The sequence below is a fragment of the Arthrobacter celericrescens genome (genome assembly GCF_003614925.1).
Classification (GTDB): domain Bacteria; phylum Actinomycetota; class Actinomycetes; order Actinomycetales; family Micrococcaceae; genus Arthrobacter; species Arthrobacter celericrescens.
Genome location: NZ_QYLP01000093.1, coordinates 1 through 17904, shown reverse-complemented (window position 1 = coordinate 17904; position 17904 = coordinate 1). Strand labels below are relative to the sequence as shown.

The window sequence follows — 17904 nt, the reverse complement described above, 5'->3', positions numbered from 1 at the left end:
TTCAAGCCCCCTTTACCTTGAGCAGTTCACATATCTCATCCACATCAATGCCTACGGTGGTCCATCCTGCGCCTTCCAGTCCCTCGCGCTCGTCACCGTCGAACACGACGGCAATATGATGATCCGGCCAGGCGATTGAGACCGGCACGCCGTCCACCTCGTATCCGAGCTCGGGCAAAACGTCCAGGCCTGCTGTGGCGAGTTGCAAGAGCAGTGTCTTTTCGAATTCCGTCGCCTGTTCCAGGAGAGACTGCCACGCAGATCCAACCTCGACAGTCATTTCCCTTCGTGCAGTTTCTGCAGCAACTGAGCCTCCAGCGCTGACGCCGGATCCCGCGGACCCGATTGTCAGCCCAATAGGCTTGAATGCCAGTAGGTTCGAGAGCTGCAGCCAAAGCCGCCAAGAGGCTTCGTGGGAAATAGAAGCCAGTGCTTCCTGTCGATCATCGAGGCAGAGGCCGACGGCGATCGTCGACAGACTGTTGGGCGAGCCTGCTGCAGCAAAGCCAACGCTGCCGGATCTGTACGTCCAGGCTGTCACACTGCCGGTTGGCAGCGGGGGCTGTTCTCCACGTGCCAAGGCCACAGCATGCCCGTAAACCGCGTCCGCGTCCGAAGGTTGCGGCTTCTGCTGCATGAGCATCAGCGGCACCAGCTCAGAGAACTTGTTCCAGGACTCAGGATCCGGCTTGTTGACCCACTGCCAGAGCATGCTCATGGCATCCCGGCCCAGCAAGCCCATGATGGACGCGTCCACAGGGAACTTAGCCATCAGCTGTGCGTTCAGCTTGGCGTTTGCCCAGGACGGCAGCGCAACCGACGCTGACGGACCCACCTCAAACGCAGTCACGTCCTCCCATGTCACAGCCCAGGGAACCACCGCCGAAGACAGTTCTGAGGTGTGGCGAAGCTTATCGCGCTTCTCGGCGTCGTCCGCGATCCGGTTGTGCTCCGGCGACGCGTGGAATGCGAACCCGTCGGTGTAAATCGCCAACACCGGAAAGTTAGGGTCCGGGGGCCCTTTCAGCAGAAAGTCCGGCCGTGTGCCGGCAACATCCACCTGTGGAAGAAGCTGCCACTGGAAGTTCTGCCCGGGGATGCGGAAGGTAATAGTGTCCGCGAGCGCACCAGGTGTGACCTTGGTGTGCGCGCCGACGGCTTTGAGCCGGTCCATCCAGGCTTTCCGGAACCGCTTTTCCAGCAGCGATTCGATGGAACTTTCGGGGCTGGGCGCTTCTTCGGTTACGGTCCAGTCCGCGTACGACGGCGGAGCGTCACCCTCGGCGGCCTTCTGCCCGGAGCGCAGAAGGAAACCAAGCAGCCGCTCGGCACTGGCACGGGCAACCTTGTCGACCTGCCACGGCTCGGCGTGCGGCAGGAGGCAGTGGTGGCAGGCGAGCCGCTCCTCGAAACGGCAGCTGCAATCACGCACTATTTCCCACGCTGCGTGAAGCAGCTCCCATACACGATTCGCATCTGCGAATTCGGCGAGGTAGCCGGTGCCTCCAGGGACCTTGTCGTGGAGCATGAGTGCGATCCGACCACCGCCATGTGCGGGATCATTGATCTTCAGCACCGCGAGGTGGTCAGGTGCGCCGCCCAGGACTTTCTGGAGACCCATGAGCAGCGCGGCCTGAAGACTCGGCACCGAGAAATCATCACCGTAGGTGACGTCCAGCGGAAGGTGCAGCAACACGCCCTGGGTATTGAGCTCGCGAGCCAGGACTACTTCCTTAATGCTCTCCTGGGTTTCCTTCCGGAACTTGCACCAGAAGCGGTGCTCGTTCGGCCGGTTCTCCTTGGCCGACTGATCCAGCTGGCCGCAGTAGGAACACAACCGGAACATTGGTGTACGCACGTCGTCGCCGGCGATGGTCCGGACCCCGCCGTTTGACGCGGTCCGCCCGGTGTTGATCCACCGGATGTCTACCCGGTTGAAGTACTCGGCGCCGAACTCATAACCTTCCACGAACCAGCGCTTTTGCAGGTGCTGCTGGTCGATGTCAGCCGCGGCAGCGATGGTGAATCTTTCACGGACGCGGTTGTCGCGGCGGTCATTGATGGCGGCCTCGTCGCGTCTTACTTCGGCGGAGACCTTTTTCATAACCACGACGTCGAAGATCTGGCCCATGTCGGCGATTGCCGCCGTCGTACATCTGACGCAGCTGGCGACCGGTGCACTGGTGCCCACATCCTTCTTGACCCAGCCACACTGCGGGCACACCTGCCATTTCTGAACGTGGCTCTGCTGCGGCCCAAGGTCCACCGCATCGATCAGGATCTCCATGCCCTGGGCATAAAAGGTGGCACCGGGGGCGAACTCGCTGAGCGCTACGGAGGCGCCTCGGTTGTACGTCACGGTGTCCGTGACGAACTCCTGCGTGTCGGCATCCTTCCAGGACAGCCCGACGTCCAAACTCACGGAATCGTCCAACAGGGTGTAGTTGGGCAGGACGCCATAGGCTTCCAGCACGGAGATCCAGTAATCGCAGCGAAGCTGCTTGAGCTGGTCGCCGATCATGCGAAGAGTCGCTTTAGCAGTGCGGAGGGCCTGAACTGCATCAGACGACTTGTCCTCCAACCGCTCTGCTTCTTTGGCGGCGGCCTCCAGCTCCGGCAGAGCCTTGTCGATTTCCTTGCGGCGGGCCTCGAGCTCGTCGATGTCGGCTTTCCACTCCCCTGCCGCCCGGATGAGGTGCCGGGCGAGACCGCTGGGCTCGCCGTCGTCGTGCTGGGATGCCCACGCAATCAGCCGCTGGCGGCTTCCGTCGGAGACCCTTTCGCCGAACTGGCCTAGGAACTCACCCAGGTACACCTTGGCATTCGCCGTGGCGTCCTGGATCAGGTCCCCGATGAACGAGCCCGGTGCGACGCTGCCGAGGGCCTGGACCGCGTCGCGGGGGTGGGGGCGACCGGCGGTCCGGGCGAACCGGTCTGCCACGTGGGCCACATACTGGCGCCCCAGAATCTCTTCTGCGTCCAGATACGTTGCAGGCGGACGGACCTCACCGTTAATGACAGACAGAGGGTCATGCAGCTTAGGCAGATGCTCGCCGCGGCCCCGCACAAACGCGAGGACCAGCGAGTTGCCCGTGAGGCGGCCGGCACGCCCAACGCGCTGCAGGTAGGAGGCGACTGAAGTGGGAAGGGACGCAAGCATGACGCACGAGAGGTCGCCGATGTCGATGCCCATCTCCAAAGTGGGCGTGGCGACCAGGACATTGGGGGCCTGCGGATTGTCGGACCCTGATTTGAACCGGGTTTCGTAAAGAATCCGGGTCTTGTCGTCCAGGAGGGAGGTGTGCTCCCGGGCCACCACACGTTTGCTTTCCCGTGAGGAGTAAAGGTCCCGGTAGAAGTTCCGGTAGTCGCCCGCCTGGCGTTCCAGCCTTCCGCTGCACCGGACCAGAGTGCAGGGGGCGCCGTCGAGCTGGTCGACGACGGCCAGGCTCCCCGGAGTCACGGCCTTACAGACCTTGCACCCGAGTAGATGGCGTCCGGACTCGAGGTCTTCAACGGCGGGCACGGAGAGCACGATCTTAGCCGGATCCAGCCAGTAGACGTCAGCTCCGGAGTTGGTGCTGGTCTTGCCCAGCACACCGTCCTCTTCCAACGCCGTGATTAAAGCCTTGGAAAGATAGCCGCTGTCCGACGGAGCGATGCCAAGGCAGCGCGCCGTCCATCGCGAGTACCACGAAGTCGATGGCGTGACGCTGTCCAGGTTCTCGGTTGCGGCGTCCGCCCGGCCGATCCGCGGGAACGCTGGCGCGGGACGCCCGGAAGGGAAAGCGGGCATGCCTTCGCCTTTGGGCCGGCCTCCCCAGATCTGCCACCGCTTGCCGTCAGTGGCGATGTAACCCTTGAGCCACTCGTGATTGATGCCGCCTTGGAGGCGGACACGTTCCACGGTGCCGCGGATCCACTGCAGCAACTGCTGTTCTGAGGGCGCGGTGCCCCCAACCATGGTTTGGTGCTGGGCGGATTCGTAAGCCCGGCGGGCGACGGCGACCATGCGCGTGGCACTGCCCGCATCCGTCTCCACGGCGAGAGAGCCGGTGAGCTCCAGCGTCCGGCCGGTGCGGGACTGCAAGCCGAGCTCAAGGAGGGCGTCGAACTGCAGGCGGCGCCTGGCGAACCGGCGTCCCCGCGCCTGTTCGGCCGGTGTAGCTTTCGGGTTCCAGAACTGACGGAAACTTTGGCGGTCCACGTATTCGGGGGCCACCAGCTGATAACGCTCCGTCGGCGATTTCGCATTGGCAATGGCAGCATCGACAACCTCTGAGAGTGTCGCCGTATCCTCGCCCAGAGCACGGCGCAGTGCGGTGCGGAGCGTCATGGTGTGGGAGCGTGACTGGACATAGCCAGCACGGTGGGCGGCGTCCTGAACGCTGTCGGTGAAGACCAGGGCCTTCTTTTCTCCCTCGTCCAGGCCCTCGGCACCGAAGAGGTTGGAGATGCTGACGGAGAGCATCGTGGCGATGGCACTGCCCATAAAGGCGATGCCTTCCTTGGCAAGGCAGGAAGGGCAAACATCCCTCTTGGACTGGTCATCCGCATCCTGGCCGGTAAGCATCAGCACGGGAATGACGCGGCCTTCGGCCATGTCTGCGCTGTCGGCAGCAGGAGGAGTCTTGGAAAGTCCCCGATTGACTGTGTGCAGCCAGTGCAGTCCCTGGACCTGCTCCGCGCCATCCTGACGGAATTCGATGATGTCAGCCTCGGCGGCGGCGGAAATGAGCGTTCTGAACCTCGGGTTGTTCGCCAGGCGCGCCTCGCGGATCTTGGAGTCGTCCAGTTCCAGGTCCATGCCGGTGGGTGCCAGAACGGCGCCCCAGCCGGACCGTCCGCAGTGCCTGCAATAGACGGCGGGCAAAAACATGTCGTTCGACTGATCCACACCGTCATCTGACCAGCGGAACCGAGGCACCGTGTCCACAGCGGCATCCACCCGGGACATTTCCCGGATCCAGAGGTGGGTTTCGACGGTCAAGGCTTCGCGGCCATGACGCGCGCGGATGTGGCTGAGCAGTGCGATAACGTGTGACAGGAATTCTTCGCTATCCGAAGCGGTCACACCCTCCGGCAGGGCATACGCCGGGAAGATTGTCTGTGACAGTTTGGCGAGCTCGACGGCGGCGATTGCGTGGTCGAGGAGGGCTGCGGTGAGCGGATGCGTGCGCATCGCGTCCAGCAGGTCGATGGGCCGCTGCTCGAAGAGCGAGTCAAGAACGGGTTCAACCACGGTTTCCGGCCCGGCACCAGCTTCCCGGAGTGCCGCTACGGCCGCATTCGTTTCGGAGATACTTAGTGTGACGGTGTGTAGATCATTCGCCCGTACAGTGCCGGAGCCCAACGCCGACCAGTCCTCAGGGCTCAGCCTGGATTCAGTCACAACCGCTTCAGGGGGGAAGGCTTCGCCGAAGACAGTCTCAGCGAAACGAAGCATCGCCTCGGGATCACCCTTGCTGCCAAGGGTTGCGGATGTGGCGACGGGAGTCACGCGGCCGAGCGGCCGGGCCCGGTCCCCTTCTGTTAGACCGTCAATACGATCGGTGAGGTCTTCCGGCCAGTAGCTCTTAAGCGACAGCCCCAGCCGGCGCAGCAGCATGGCGACGTCAGTTCCTTGGGCGCCGTCGTAAGTATGGAATTCATCCAGCACCACGTACTGCAGACTTGTCGCCGACTTTTGCCAAAGGGGCGCATCCTCTTGGCGGAGCAGGAGCATATCCAGCATCTTGTAGTTGGTTAGCAGGATGTCCGGCGGATCTTCGCGGAAGACCTGACGATCGTTGATGAGACCATCCCTGGATACTTTGGTGCGGCTGGTGTCCTGCTGCCCGGTGTAGATGCCGGCGCTGATCCCGGAGAGTTCGGAGTAGGTGGTCAACATTTCGGCCAGGCGCTTTGCCTGGTCATTGGCGAGGGCGTTCATCGGATAGAGGATGAGCGCCTTCATGCCTGTGACGCCATCACGTTTTGCCCGCAGGACATGATCCAGGATGGGGTACAGGAACGCCTCGGTCTTACCGGATCCCGTTCCCGTGGTTACGAGCGTGGGCTCCGGCCAGCGGTTGGGGCTAACACCATCGCGGACGATGGCCTTGCTGCTCAGCCGCTCAAACGCCTGGGCCTGGTGGCCGTAGGGCTCGAAGCCCTCGTACCAGTCAAGATAGTCCCGCCAACCAGGCTCGGCACTTTTGAAGGGCAGACGCAGCCGAATGTAGGAGCCCTTGAACAGACCGTCATCTGGATGAGAAAGGAAGTCCTTAATGGCGGATTGCGCGTTTCCGTCGGTGAGGGCGAAGGTCGTGGCTAAGTAGTCCGACAGGCCACGGCGAAGGTCGCCGGCTTGGCTGGTTGGCAAGAGTTCCGACATCAGGCGCTCTCCCCCAACATGCTCGAGAAGTGCGCGTACGCCTTCCGCATATCTTCTTCGCGGTCGAAGCTCTGGAACGGGAATTCAAAGACGTACTCGACTCCGCTCTGCGGATGCGGCCAGGTCCGATCTTCAAGGGGTATGCCTGTTCCAAATTTGTTGTAGAGACGATTGATATCTCCAGGGATTTTTCGGCCATTGGCATCGTATAGATCGTTCTGCTCGTAGGCGCGCAGCACGGGAAACTGCGTTCGATAGAGCGCACACAGTTCGTCGATGGTTAGTCCAAATTCGAGCGCAATAATTGCATCTATCTCCAAACACGCCTGTCTTCTACCGATTGCCGTTCTGAGCGGCACCGAGGCTCGCCACTGGCTACCAGCAGCGGCAAGAACGTTATCAGGCCCCTTAATTTCACGGGTCCATGCGTCGTCTATCCACGCGTCGGAAAAAAGTTCCTCGTACAAGCCCGAGAAAGACGCCGTCAAGCAGGTCAACCGAGTCAATCGGTGGACCAGCTGATCCTCGAGCTTAGGTCTTAACAGTGATGGCAGCTCTTCCATCGCGCTCGGAGTGAGGTTCGCGATGCCTGACACTTTAACGACGAAGTCAACGACAATGCTGGAAAAAGTTGCCGCAAGGATTGCGATTGACCGTGTCGCTGCGGCCGGGTTACCTGAAGATCGTACCCCCTCGATATGCCGGGCCCCGGCTGGGAGCATAGCCGCGTGCAAAGTACGTGAGCCGTTAGTTGCCGCCATTTTTCTCCACGCAACGCGGGGAAATCTCCAGCTCGGCACCATCAAACCATCCGCGTTCAGACGCCACTGATCGTAGTCGGCATCATACGTAGCTCTATCCCCGTGTGGCTGATAACTTGTCCGCGGAACGAAATTGACTGGAAGCGCCTCCAAGTCGATCTCCGTCCAGTCTTGGTTTGTCCGCATCGATGGGTTGGGTTCTTTGTATAAGGGATTCGCAACACTAAGATGAGGTCCTTGGAGGACAACGTCTTCCCACGAGGTAGTGACAGCCGAGCCTACGACGATGCGGCCGTTTTTTTGATCAAGGGATTCGTCCCATCCTCGCGAATATTGAAGTCCCAACTCCCGAACACGTGAAGCCTTCGTCAACTTCTCCAGTACGTGCACGCTGGCTATGTTGAGCGGATATACCATGCGCGTGTGGATGGCAGAGGTCCCTGGCTCCTCGAGAATGCCTGCCCAAACTCCAAGCACCGTTTCGTCGACTCTAAGAATGCGCTCAAGATGGGGTCGTGTATCCCATCGGCCCGCTTCGTCTTTGAGGCCCGGCACTGGACCCGTGCCATCGTGAGCTTCGGAGCGCGAAACTGTCTCGGGATGAAATAGCGACGCCGCCATCCGGAAATTCGGAGACTCTCTGCGAGCACCGTAAACATGCACTCCGTAATTCACGCGATGGTGAATCTCGAACAGCGACAATTCATTCACAAAGTGCCAGTGACTTCGCAATCGGCGATAAGTTTCACCGCGCAGATGCGCCGCCTTCTTTTCCGTGAAGTGCGATTCGGGATGGATTAGAGCCACGATGCCCTTCTCTGACGAGGACCGCCATGTGCGCACCATGAACGCCCGATATAGATCTGGCTGGAGGCCTGCGAGAAGATTGTAGTCAGATACTGATCCGACGAATTCTGCAATAACGGGTGTGGGAGCCGCTGATTCTATGAACGTGTCCCTGGTACCCGTGCGAGATAGCGTCTCTTCCCTTTTGCGTTTCAATTGTGTCTGGTTAGGTTTGACTGCCAGTTGCCACCAGGGATCGCTTTCGGCGAGCAGCGCGGCCTCATCGGATCGCGGGCGGACCCAAGGAGGATTTCCCACCTGCAAGTCGAATCCACCGCGTCCGAATACCGGAGCGAAGTCGAGGTTCCAGTGGAAGAAACCTTGGTTTATAGCGACTCGCTCGCAAACCAAGAGCCATGGGTTTTCCTTGATCACGATGTCCATTGGCCTGACTTGCGCTGTACCGAGGTCAAAGGATTCCATGGCTTCCAGCTCTCCCCATGATGCCATTGAGAGAACGGACGTTTGGCCCTCAATGAGCCCATACTTCCGTGACGTCTTTCCTGCGGGAGCTTCGATACCGAGAATGCCTTCGAGGGCGGAAATCCATTGCTCGAGCGATGGTGGTTGGATGCCGCCAGTCGCACGTTCCGTTAGAGGCCAGAACCACAATGAGTTCCACGCGTCCATGACCCGGCGGAGCCGCTGATAGGAGCCGTGTTCATCGTTTAGCGACTGCTCGATTTGTTCGCGAGTGACGGCCGGGGCTTCGACAGGGTCAACCAACCAAGTGCTGACTTCAATGACTGACTTTGGCTTTCCGAAGTAGTCCATTTCGCGACGTGCCTCGGTCTCCGCCACCTGCAGGCGACGCAGCGTCAACTTCCACAGCGATTCCACCCTGGTGCCCAGAGCGACCAGGCGATCGAGCTGCGTCTTATTCGGCTTTGCCTTAACCTTGGTTCGCCAGGCCTTCAGCTCTTTCTGTGCTTCACCCGCCAGGTCTTTGACTTCCTTGGCGTCGGCCGCTGCCCCCCAGCCTTCAGCCGGCAACAAGAAGTGGTGGATGCGACTGGCAACGTTAGGATCGTCATTATCGTCCTCCATTGCACTAACAAGACCTGTGAGCGGCGCTTCGGCTGGCTCGGACTTCAGCCATGTCTTATCGTTTACTGACTGACGTGAATACGTGGCTCTTCGCGAACCGACGAGCGAGTTTCCTCGTCGCAATCGCAGCCCGAACCACGGAGCTTGAAGGTCCCTGACCATTGTGTCCAGCCACAGTGAAACTTCGGCGAGTTCCACCGCCGTCGAATTCAAGTCAACACCGTGGACTTGATGCAAGGCGATCTGCGCTTTTACTTTCTGCAGCTCCTGTGGGTATTCATCAGCTGGGATCTGGAAGTCGAGTTCCTTTTGCTTGCGCTTCAGATACTCATCCGCAAGCTGACGGACCGCTTCGATCGCGAACGCGCCGGAGCCAAGCGCCGGCTCGCAGACGGTGAGCTTCAGGATGTCGTCGGCAGGAGTGGTTCCACCATCTTGGTCCAGCAGCTCCTCGAGGGCCTGCGAGACAACGAACTTCGTCAATACCTCCGGGGTGTAATAGGAGGCAGACTGTTGACGTTCGCGGCCAGCAAGTCGAAACACGAAAGAACCTGTCTCGTGAAGGACGAGCTTTTTCTCGCCTGTCCGCTCGTCCTCGTATCTGACGAAGTGCTTGGCATCTATAGACTCGGAGCGGTCTACCGGGACCACCCAAGAACCTTTCTCCGGGTTGCCGTCCTTCGCCACCTCGTAAAGGGGTTCTGCGGCGATGAAGCCGGTGTAGGACATCAGGCCTTCATAGACGGCGCCAAGCTGGTTGATGCCCAGTTCTGCGTAGGAAATGAATCCACGGTCTTTTCCGCGGGCTTCCTTGCTCAGTAGCAGGTGCTGCAGGACGCGCTGGAGCTCCCCGTTGCTCAACTTTGCATCGTTGATGAGGGAAGTGGCTGATTTTTGGAAGAGGTCGGCCTTCAGCGGCTGGAAGATCAGGCCTTCGTTGTCTCCAGAAGGGCCGTCAGTGGCGAACAATCCGGGCCGGGGGTTGTGTCCGCCGTCGACAAGCCGGAACAGCCGTTCCAGCGATTCGTAGATGTGGGTGCCACGCAGTGATTCCTGGGATTGGATGTTGACGAGCGTCAGTTCCCGGAGCCGGTCCAGGCCGTAGCCCTCGTTGTATTCACCTGCCCCGATGGGCAGCACGCCCATCTCCGGGGAAGCCTCGGCGTACAACAGGAACAGTATGCGGTAGAGGAACCGCAGGGACTGCCGGGCCAGGTCCTGACCGTCGACGTCGTCCGCCGGAAGGCCGCGCGAGGCCCGCCGCCGGAGGACATCATTGGCGATGATTTCGATGGACCGTCGGATGCCCTCCCGCAGGTCCTGGGAGACACCGACGGTGTGTTTGACGGATGCCGCCAGGACTTCGTCCCACCAGATGGATCCGTCAGGAGCCGGCATGAGCGAGTCGCGACCAAAGATGGCCAGGAAGCGGTCGGTTTCAGAATGCTTCTTGATGTCGTTTCGGTCCGCTACCAGCAGGGCGTCAGCGGCGAGGTAGCGGCCCTCGGCCCAGCGCTCCTGTTCGGTCAGCATCAGCCATCGTCCGGCCATGATGACGACGTACTTGGGCGAGCGTTCCGCAAGATAAATTTCAGAGACGACCTTGGCTAGAGTCAATGACGGCATCTCTTTGCCGTCGACGAGCACGCGTCCGAGCGGTAGGACTGACGACAGTACATCTTCAGCAGCATCGGCTGCACCGGCCTCAAGAAACACTACGTCTGCGTTGTCCGTCATCCACACACCGGGAACCAATGTCTCGGTGCCGCTGCGCTCAAAGGTGACTGCCGCCGTCGTACCTTTGAACCCGAGCGCGGTGCGAAGGAGGGCGTAGGCTTCGCGAGCGCGTGCAGGGTCCTCTGCCAATCCGGCGAGGAGGATCTGCAGCCGGCCGCGGACTTCCGAGAAGCGAGAGAGCGTGCTGGAGTGGCCTTCCTTGGCTTGCTCGTCCCAGGATTTCCGGAGTTGGATGACCTCCGCCTGGAAGGACTCTTTGGTGGAATCCGTGGTGAAGAAGTGTTCGCTGATCCAGTCTTCACCGACAACGATCGAATCAAAGGACGGCATTAGTGGTCAGCACCTTCCGGTACGGCTGTAGGGGTATTGCGGGGAACGACGATCAGAAGCGGGCGGACTAAGCGCTGGGCCGGTGCGAGCGACTCTGCGATGAGCTGCTCTTCGGTGACGCGCTCGCGCTGTTTCTTGACCTCGGCCCGTTGCGTGAGTTCGAAGGACAACTGGGTCCAGCCGGTGGCGCGGTCGGTCCACGACTGCAGTCGCTGCTCGGCTGCCGTGGCCGCAGACTCGAACGTCATTTGCATTGTCTGCCTGGCATTCTCGACGGCCTTCGGGAGGAGGGCCTGGAGTCCGTCCAAGCTGACGGGGCCGGGATTGGTCGCCTTGTTGTGGACACCAATTGCTGCCAGGTGATCCCCCAAGTCCTCCAGGGGCTGGTCCATGCAGAAGTTGGGGTTGCTTGGGTCGGGGAATTCGACGGCGATGAAAGCCTTGGAAACGACCTGGCCGCGGCGATTCATGAGGGTGCCCATGAGGAGAACCTGCGGGGCGTCGACGTCACCGCGGACCGCGAGCACTTCGCTGCGGGACATCGACCCCAAGGCGCGGTCGCTGGCCCAGTCCAGGACGGGGTGAAGCGGGCCAAGGTAGTGGGCTTCCGGCCAGCTCATGTCATCGGATTCGCGGGCCCTGTCCAGCTCGCGGGTGCCGGCTTCTACGGTGGTGGCAAGTTTGAGGCGCTCCGTGACTTTGCGTTCGGAGAGATAGTCCTGGGGAAGATAGCCGAGCCGATGTTGCAGATCAACGGGCGGGTTCAGCTCGGCAAGGCCGTGGCCTGCGTGGACGGTCCAGCCGAGTTTCTTCTGGGGTTCGCCGAAGGCCTCGTTCAGCGCTTCCTCGAGGAAGTCCAGGTCCGTGGCGTACAGGCCTGACGGCTTCTCTACCGGTACGTCCTCGCTGGGGCCGACCTGGTTGAGGGCTTCGAAGTCGAGAAAGTCCCAAACGTCGCCTGATTCGGGGTTCGGGTCTGGCTTGCTGACGGTATCTTCCAACTTGGCTTTGCCGAGGAGGACGTCCAGGATGGCGTCTTCCTCTTGCTTGACGCTGTACTTCCCCATGAGGGAGGCGACGTCGTTCAGCACGGCGTGAGCCTCGTGCTCGCGCTCCATCAGTCGGGTCAGAACCTTGATATCGCCGGAGAAGCGGGTGTTGCTCGGGTTTAGCAAGAGGGTGGTGATCTGGGGCCTATGGCGCTGACCGAAGCGATCGATACGGCCGTTGCGCTGCTCGATCCGGATGAGGCTCCACGGGATGTCGAAGTGGATCAGGTGGTGACATTCGGCGTGCAGGTTGACACCTTCGGAGGCGACGTCTCCCGTGACCAGGACCCGGAGCGGACTGTTGCCGCGTTTGAATTGGTCCACGATGCTCTGCTGTTCGACGTCGCTGAGGCCGCCGTGGAGGAGACCGACGTTTTCGGGCTTGAGGCCGAGGGCCTTGGGCAGGGTCTCCTGGAGCCACTTGAGCGTGGCGACGCGTTCCGCGAAGACTACGGCCCTTGTTGGAGACCCTTTGCCGACGCCGATCTTCTTGAGGTAGCTGACGAGTTCGTTGTATTTGCCTGATTCGCCTGTGTTGGCCATTTCTGCAAGCTGGCGGAGGCGACCCAACGCCTCAGTCTCTTTCGCCTCGGTGGGGGCATCGGCGTCGAGCTTTTTCAGACGCTCGGTCACTGTTTCCAGCAACGCGGCTGGGCTGGAGAGGAAAGCCTTGGCGAGCGTCCAGGAGAACAGGGACCCGTTCTGTCCTGAGTAGGGGGACGGACGACCATTGGGGTATAGCCAGGTGTCGGAGAGCTCCTCGGCGATTGCATTCTCAGCTGCCGACGCGGCGACAGGCCGGTTGTCCGGTTCCTCCCTCTCGGCCCAGTCTGCGCCGACCTCTTGGGCGACCTCGGGACTGTGGCGATGCCGCCGGATGATGAGGTTCTCCACCTGCTTGGGATCAAAGGTCCCGTCAGGGCGGACGACCGTGGGGTCGAGGAGGCGGAGGAGCTCGGCGAAGGACTCGTTGCGGCCGTTGTGCGGGGTGGCCGACGCCAGGATGAGCGCCTCTGTGTTGGGGGCGAGGATGCGGGCGAGCTCGTTGTTGAGTGTGCCAGTGTTGGTGAGATTGTGGGATTCATCAATGACCACGGCGTCCCAGTTCAGCTTGCCGAGGTGGGCCCGATACCGGGCGCTCTTGAGGGTGTCGATGGAGATGATGGCGCGCTTGTAGTAGGTGAAGGGGTTACGCGTGGCCGGCAGTTTTTGGCGGACCTTCTGGATGCCGGCGGAGTCGAGGCGGACGAACGGCAGGGCGAAGCGGCACCACAGCTCATGCTGCATCTGTTCAAGAACGTGGCGGGGCGTGACCACCAGGATGCGCTCGCCGCGGCCGCGTTTGACCAGCTCGCTCAGGATCATGCCGATCTCGAGTGTTTTGCCTAGGCCAACCGCGTCCGCGATGAGGATTCGGGGCCTGATGTTCTTAGTATCGAGTGCTTTGGCGACGGCGATCTGCTGGTACTTCAGGTTGCGGGACAGCATGCGCGTGGAGACCGTCAGGTGCTCCGCGGACTGCGGCGTGGGCGTCTTACGGAGCGTGGTCTCGAGGAAGAGACGCGCCTTGCGGTAGTTCGGGGTGTCATCGGCAACGACCTTGGACTTGGCAGGGTCAACGACCTCGATGTGGTCCAGGGCTGAGTAGAAGGCCGCCGTCGTATCTCTTACGAGTTCGCTAAGACCTTGGACCCTTATGAGGGTTCCATCGACGGACTTCTCGAGGCTGGTGACCAGCCACTCCTCATCACGAACGTGGACCACCGAACCGGGCGCGACGTCAAGTTCCCGATTTTCGGCTGTAACTGTCAAGACCTGCTCCTGTGCTTGCTGTGTCCCCACGCGGAAGCTTTGCCAACTGCGCCTACCTCCAGACCCATAATGTACCTGAACGACTCGATGACCCCTTTGTGTTGTAATCCGCCATTTCTGCAACGCGACCAACAATAGGATTTATGCTGGGTCCGAGCATGGGATTCGGCTGAACATGCACCTCGTCTCCGGGCGGCGCCAAGAGATAGATCGTGGGGACCTGAGGGCAGTGCGCTCCCGTCCAGGCCTAGGGAGGAGTTCGTAGTGGAAACATGGCAGGATAGCCCAGCATGGCTAAGCAATCGCCGGGGAAAGGTCGATGGACAACTCTCCTTTGAACTCGAGGGCCCGACTGGGTTCCTAGAGGCGCAATTCAAACCGGAACGTGGTGCGCTGTTTCTGGCCGATTCATGGTCTTCTAACGGGCGGATTCGGCACCTGATTAAGGACACGCCTGACCACTGGACACATCACGGGTGGAGTCCAACCGCGCAGTACAGAAGTGGTGGAAAGTGGGTTCCGATAGCAGATGCTCTCGAAGAACATGCCGATGCCTTTAACCAGCACCCGAGCGGCTCGACAAACCTGAGAGGTCGATGGCGCCTCGGTCATCTTCGTGGCGCCGGAATCTCAATCGCCGCAGAACTTTGCCGGGATGCTATTAGGTGGTGGGACGCCAACAGCGACGACATTGGGTACGATCAAGTCGGCCCAAACATCGAGGATTTCTGCGCTGTTTTTCCTACGCTCACAGCTCGACGCACTCGTGGCGACTCTGAATGGCATCTCGTGTACACCACGGACACTGCCGCGTGGACACGTTTCCCAGGGGGTAGATGGTCGTTTGCCGGCAACGTTTCAGCACGCGACAAAATCTCGACAATTTCGAAGCAGAACTACGTCGAAGGTCCGTGGCGAGAATATGCTCAACTTCTTAGGAAAAGGAAGGCCGGAAGTGCTCCCAACCCAAGACGCACGCTGCGCGAGCAAGAAACTCTTGCTGAAGTCCTGAGCATAGGAACCGAGTTCCCGCTCATCTTGCCGCTACTTGAGAAGCTCCTGACTGAGGCGCCGACCGGCCGTTGGACGTTTGATCTGCTCTCCAAATACACCGCAATCAATGCGCGAGCTGGCGTCAACATGCTGGAGGGGCAGGACACAGGCAAATTGCATGTTCAGAATGATTTTTGCAGATGGATAACTCGAGGTGAGCGCTGGGTCGAAATCGGCCTGGAACCCCCTTCGAAATCAACCATCTCCATTGATCTGCCCCAGTTGACGGAAGCAGCCCTTAGTCTCACATCAAACCCCAGGAACGCAAGTCAATACTGGGCCAAGGACTTGCAAACAACCCAGACATGGGTGATCACGGATACCGAGGCCAAACGCAATGGTGATTTTCCTCTTCTTGACGTGGTTCGAGGTACGTCACGTAACTCATCTGCCGGTTGGCGGTACTTTCCCGGCCTTTCGGGCTGGATGTGGCAAGAAGTTGATGAGCTCCACCGGGAACACCATCTTCCTCGGTGGGAAGGCGACGACCGGGACTATGCAGACAAGACGGTTGTTCCTGTAAGCGACAACTTCGGGCTTCTACTACAGGATTACCAGGAAGCTGGCTCGCCCAGGGACTGTGAAGAACTTCCCCCGATGTGGTCCGATTTTCTGCACTGGATCCAAGCGGAATCCTGAGATGCCTTGGAAAGCCTCAATAAATGCCGATCGAAGTATCTATATGGGGACAAGGACGTAAGGTGGCCTTGCGCTACAACCTCATCCAAAACGAAGGGGGAAGAACTTGAAAGCTGGTGACGTCACTCTTGGACATGTCTTTGCTGCTGACCATCATTTGGTCGTGCCGCGATTTCAACGTCCCTACGTTTGGGATGAAGAAGCTAACTGGGAACCGTTGTGGACCGATGTTCGCACCGCGGCGGAAGAAGTCGAAGCTGAAGTCCTAGACGAACACGGACGCCACGATCCCCGCACGTACTTTCTTGGTGCTGTCGTAATCCAATCACGCCGCCACCTTCCCCGCCGGCTCTCTTCCTCAAGCGTCATCGACGGTCAACAGCGCTTGACCACTCTCCAAGTATTGTTAGCTGCCGCCCGGCGAGTAGCCGGAAGAATCGAGGCACGCACTTCAGCTGGTCTTTTCAGCACGCTTCTGGACAACAAGCATGAAGCCATCCACCCGGATCACCCAGAGGACCTCCACAAACTCTGGCCCTTGCCGCAAGACAACGAGGCATTCCGCTGGGCGCTTAGAACAACAGACCTTCCCATCCCGCCCAACCAAGCCGAACACAAGCTAGTAAAGGCCGCTAGCTGGTTTGAGGAAGCTATATTCGTTTGGTGCCAGAATACTGATGATTCTGAGCTTCGACTGGGCTATCTGTTTGAAACCCTTCGAGACCGAATGCAACTCGTCCAGATATATCTGGAAGCATATGACGACCCGCAGGTGATCTTTGAAGCCCTCAATCACCGCGGAGTCAAATTGGATGCGGCCGACTTGGTTAAGAACTTGCTGTTTCAGAAAGTCGAACAACAAGGCGACCACAAGCGAGCAGATTCGCTTCTTCTTGACAGCTGGCTCCCTCTGGACGGTCAAGAGTGGCGCCGTCAAGTAACCACAGGCCGCATGAAGCGATCACGCGTCGATCTGCTGCTGAGTTACTGGCTCACAGTCCAGACACGGGGTGAGGTCAGCGCGGAGCACTTGTTCGTCGATGCTCGCGAGTGGCTTGCCTCCGCCCGTCCTAGCGCTGCTGAGCTGATCGTAGATATAAGGCGGTACGCTGACAAGTACGACGAATTGGACAGAATGCCGTCGTCCACACGTGTTGGTGCACTTCTAAACCGCATGCAAGCTACGGGGACAATGACGCCCTGGCCCCTGTTGCTAAGCGTCTTTGCTGACGAAGGGGTTCCTGTCGATCAGAGAGAGCTTCTTGCAGGAGCCATCGATTCCTTCCTCATGCGCCGCGGCGTGGCCCGCATGTCGAACGGTGATTACAACAGACTATTCGTCCTACTGATCGATGTCGCGCGCACGGCTGAACCGCAGTCGGTTGGTGACGCCGTTGTTTCTGCGCTCGCTGCACAAACGGCCGATTCCCGAAGGTGGCCAACGGACGAGGAGTTCGCTGTCGCGCTGGCTGACCCAGGTCTTTACAAGTCTGTGTATAGGGCACGGTTGAAGAGTTTGTTGGTTGGGTTGGAGAACCATCTTCAGTCTGGCAAGACAGAACAAGGAAGGCAGCTTTCAAGCACCGATTCCAAGCTCAACATCGAACACCTCATGCCCCAGAAATGGGGACAACATTGGGCCTTACCGGGTCAGCATACTGAAGCCGACTTGTTGCGGCGGGAATCGTCCATCCACCAACTGGGTAATCTCACGCTCGTAACAGCGAAGCTAAACTCTCCCCTCAGCAATAAGAACTGGGAGTTTAAGCGGCCAGCCATTCAAAAGCACAGCCTTCTGCGTCTGACCACGGGTTCCGTATTGTCCCGGCCCGAGACTGCAGATGAATTCGAGGAAGAGACGTGGTCCGCACAGTGGGACGAGACTCGAATTGCCGCACGAACCCGCCACCTCATTGGAGTAGCCCTGGAAGCCTGGCCGAGACCGACGGATGGCGCGCCCGGGCCTGAAAGCGGCAGTGAATTCGCCAGTTCGGAGCCGGTTTAGAGGCAGTCAAACGTAGAGGTCTTTGTCACGATGGCCGACCTGCTCAATCCCAGATTAGATGCGTGGCTGGGCCCAATGACCCGCGGACTTCGCCGGCGGTCAATCGGCCGAAGTGTGCACTACACGCGTTTGAAGAGCCCGTGTGGATGCAGGACCTTATCCGGCTCTTCGTGGTTGGCAGGGAAATGATTCCGTGTCGTAGATAAAGATGGGGCCCGTGGCCCTGCTGGGATGAGTGTGTCTAAGCAT

At 59.9% G+C, this 17904-nt stretch carries 5 protein-coding genes; 2 read left to right on the top strand and 3 right to left on the bottom strand.

Annotated elements, in window-relative coordinates:
• Position 1 precedes the first annotated feature (1 nt).
• The 3 genes from D3654_RS16635 to D3654_RS16625 are packed head-to-tail and all read right to left on the bottom strand — an operon-like array spanning position 2 to position 13958.
• Positions 2-6376: a DEAD/DEAH box helicase gene (locus D3654_RS16635; RefSeq protein WP_120522575.1), complete on the bottom strand. Its 6375-nt coding sequence runs from the start codon at positions 6374-6376 to the stop codon at positions 2-4.
• Positions 6376-11097 carry a DNA methyltransferase gene (locus D3654_RS16630; RefSeq protein WP_120522574.1) on the bottom strand — a complete coding sequence of 1574 codons (4722 nt, stop codon included), beginning with the start codon at positions 11095-11097 and terminating at the stop codon, positions 6376-6378. Before D3654_RS16630 ends, D3654_RS16635 begins: the two co-directional genes overlap by 1 nt.
• Positions 11097-13958 (bottom strand): helicase-related protein, encoded by a 2862-nt coding sequence (locus D3654_RS16625; protein WP_120522573.1) that lies wholly within the window; start codon positions 13956-13958, stop codon positions 11097-11099. Before D3654_RS16625 ends, D3654_RS16630 begins: the two co-directional genes overlap by 1 nt.
• 264 nt (positions 13959-14222) lie before the next feature.
• Between D3654_RS16625 and D3654_RS20550 the strand changes: the two genes are divergently transcribed.
• Positions 14223-15650, top strand: a complete 1428-nt coding sequence (locus D3654_RS20550; RefSeq protein ID WP_162943767.1) for a hypothetical protein — start codon at positions 14223-14225, stop codon at positions 15648-15650.
• A gap of 106 nt (positions 15651-15756) precedes the next feature.
• On the top strand, positions 15757-17655 hold the full coding sequence (locus D3654_RS16615; RefSeq protein ID WP_120522571.1) for a DUF262 domain-containing protein: 1899 nt from the start codon (positions 15757-15759) through the stop codon (positions 17653-17655).
• Positions 17656-17904 lie beyond the last annotated feature (249 nt).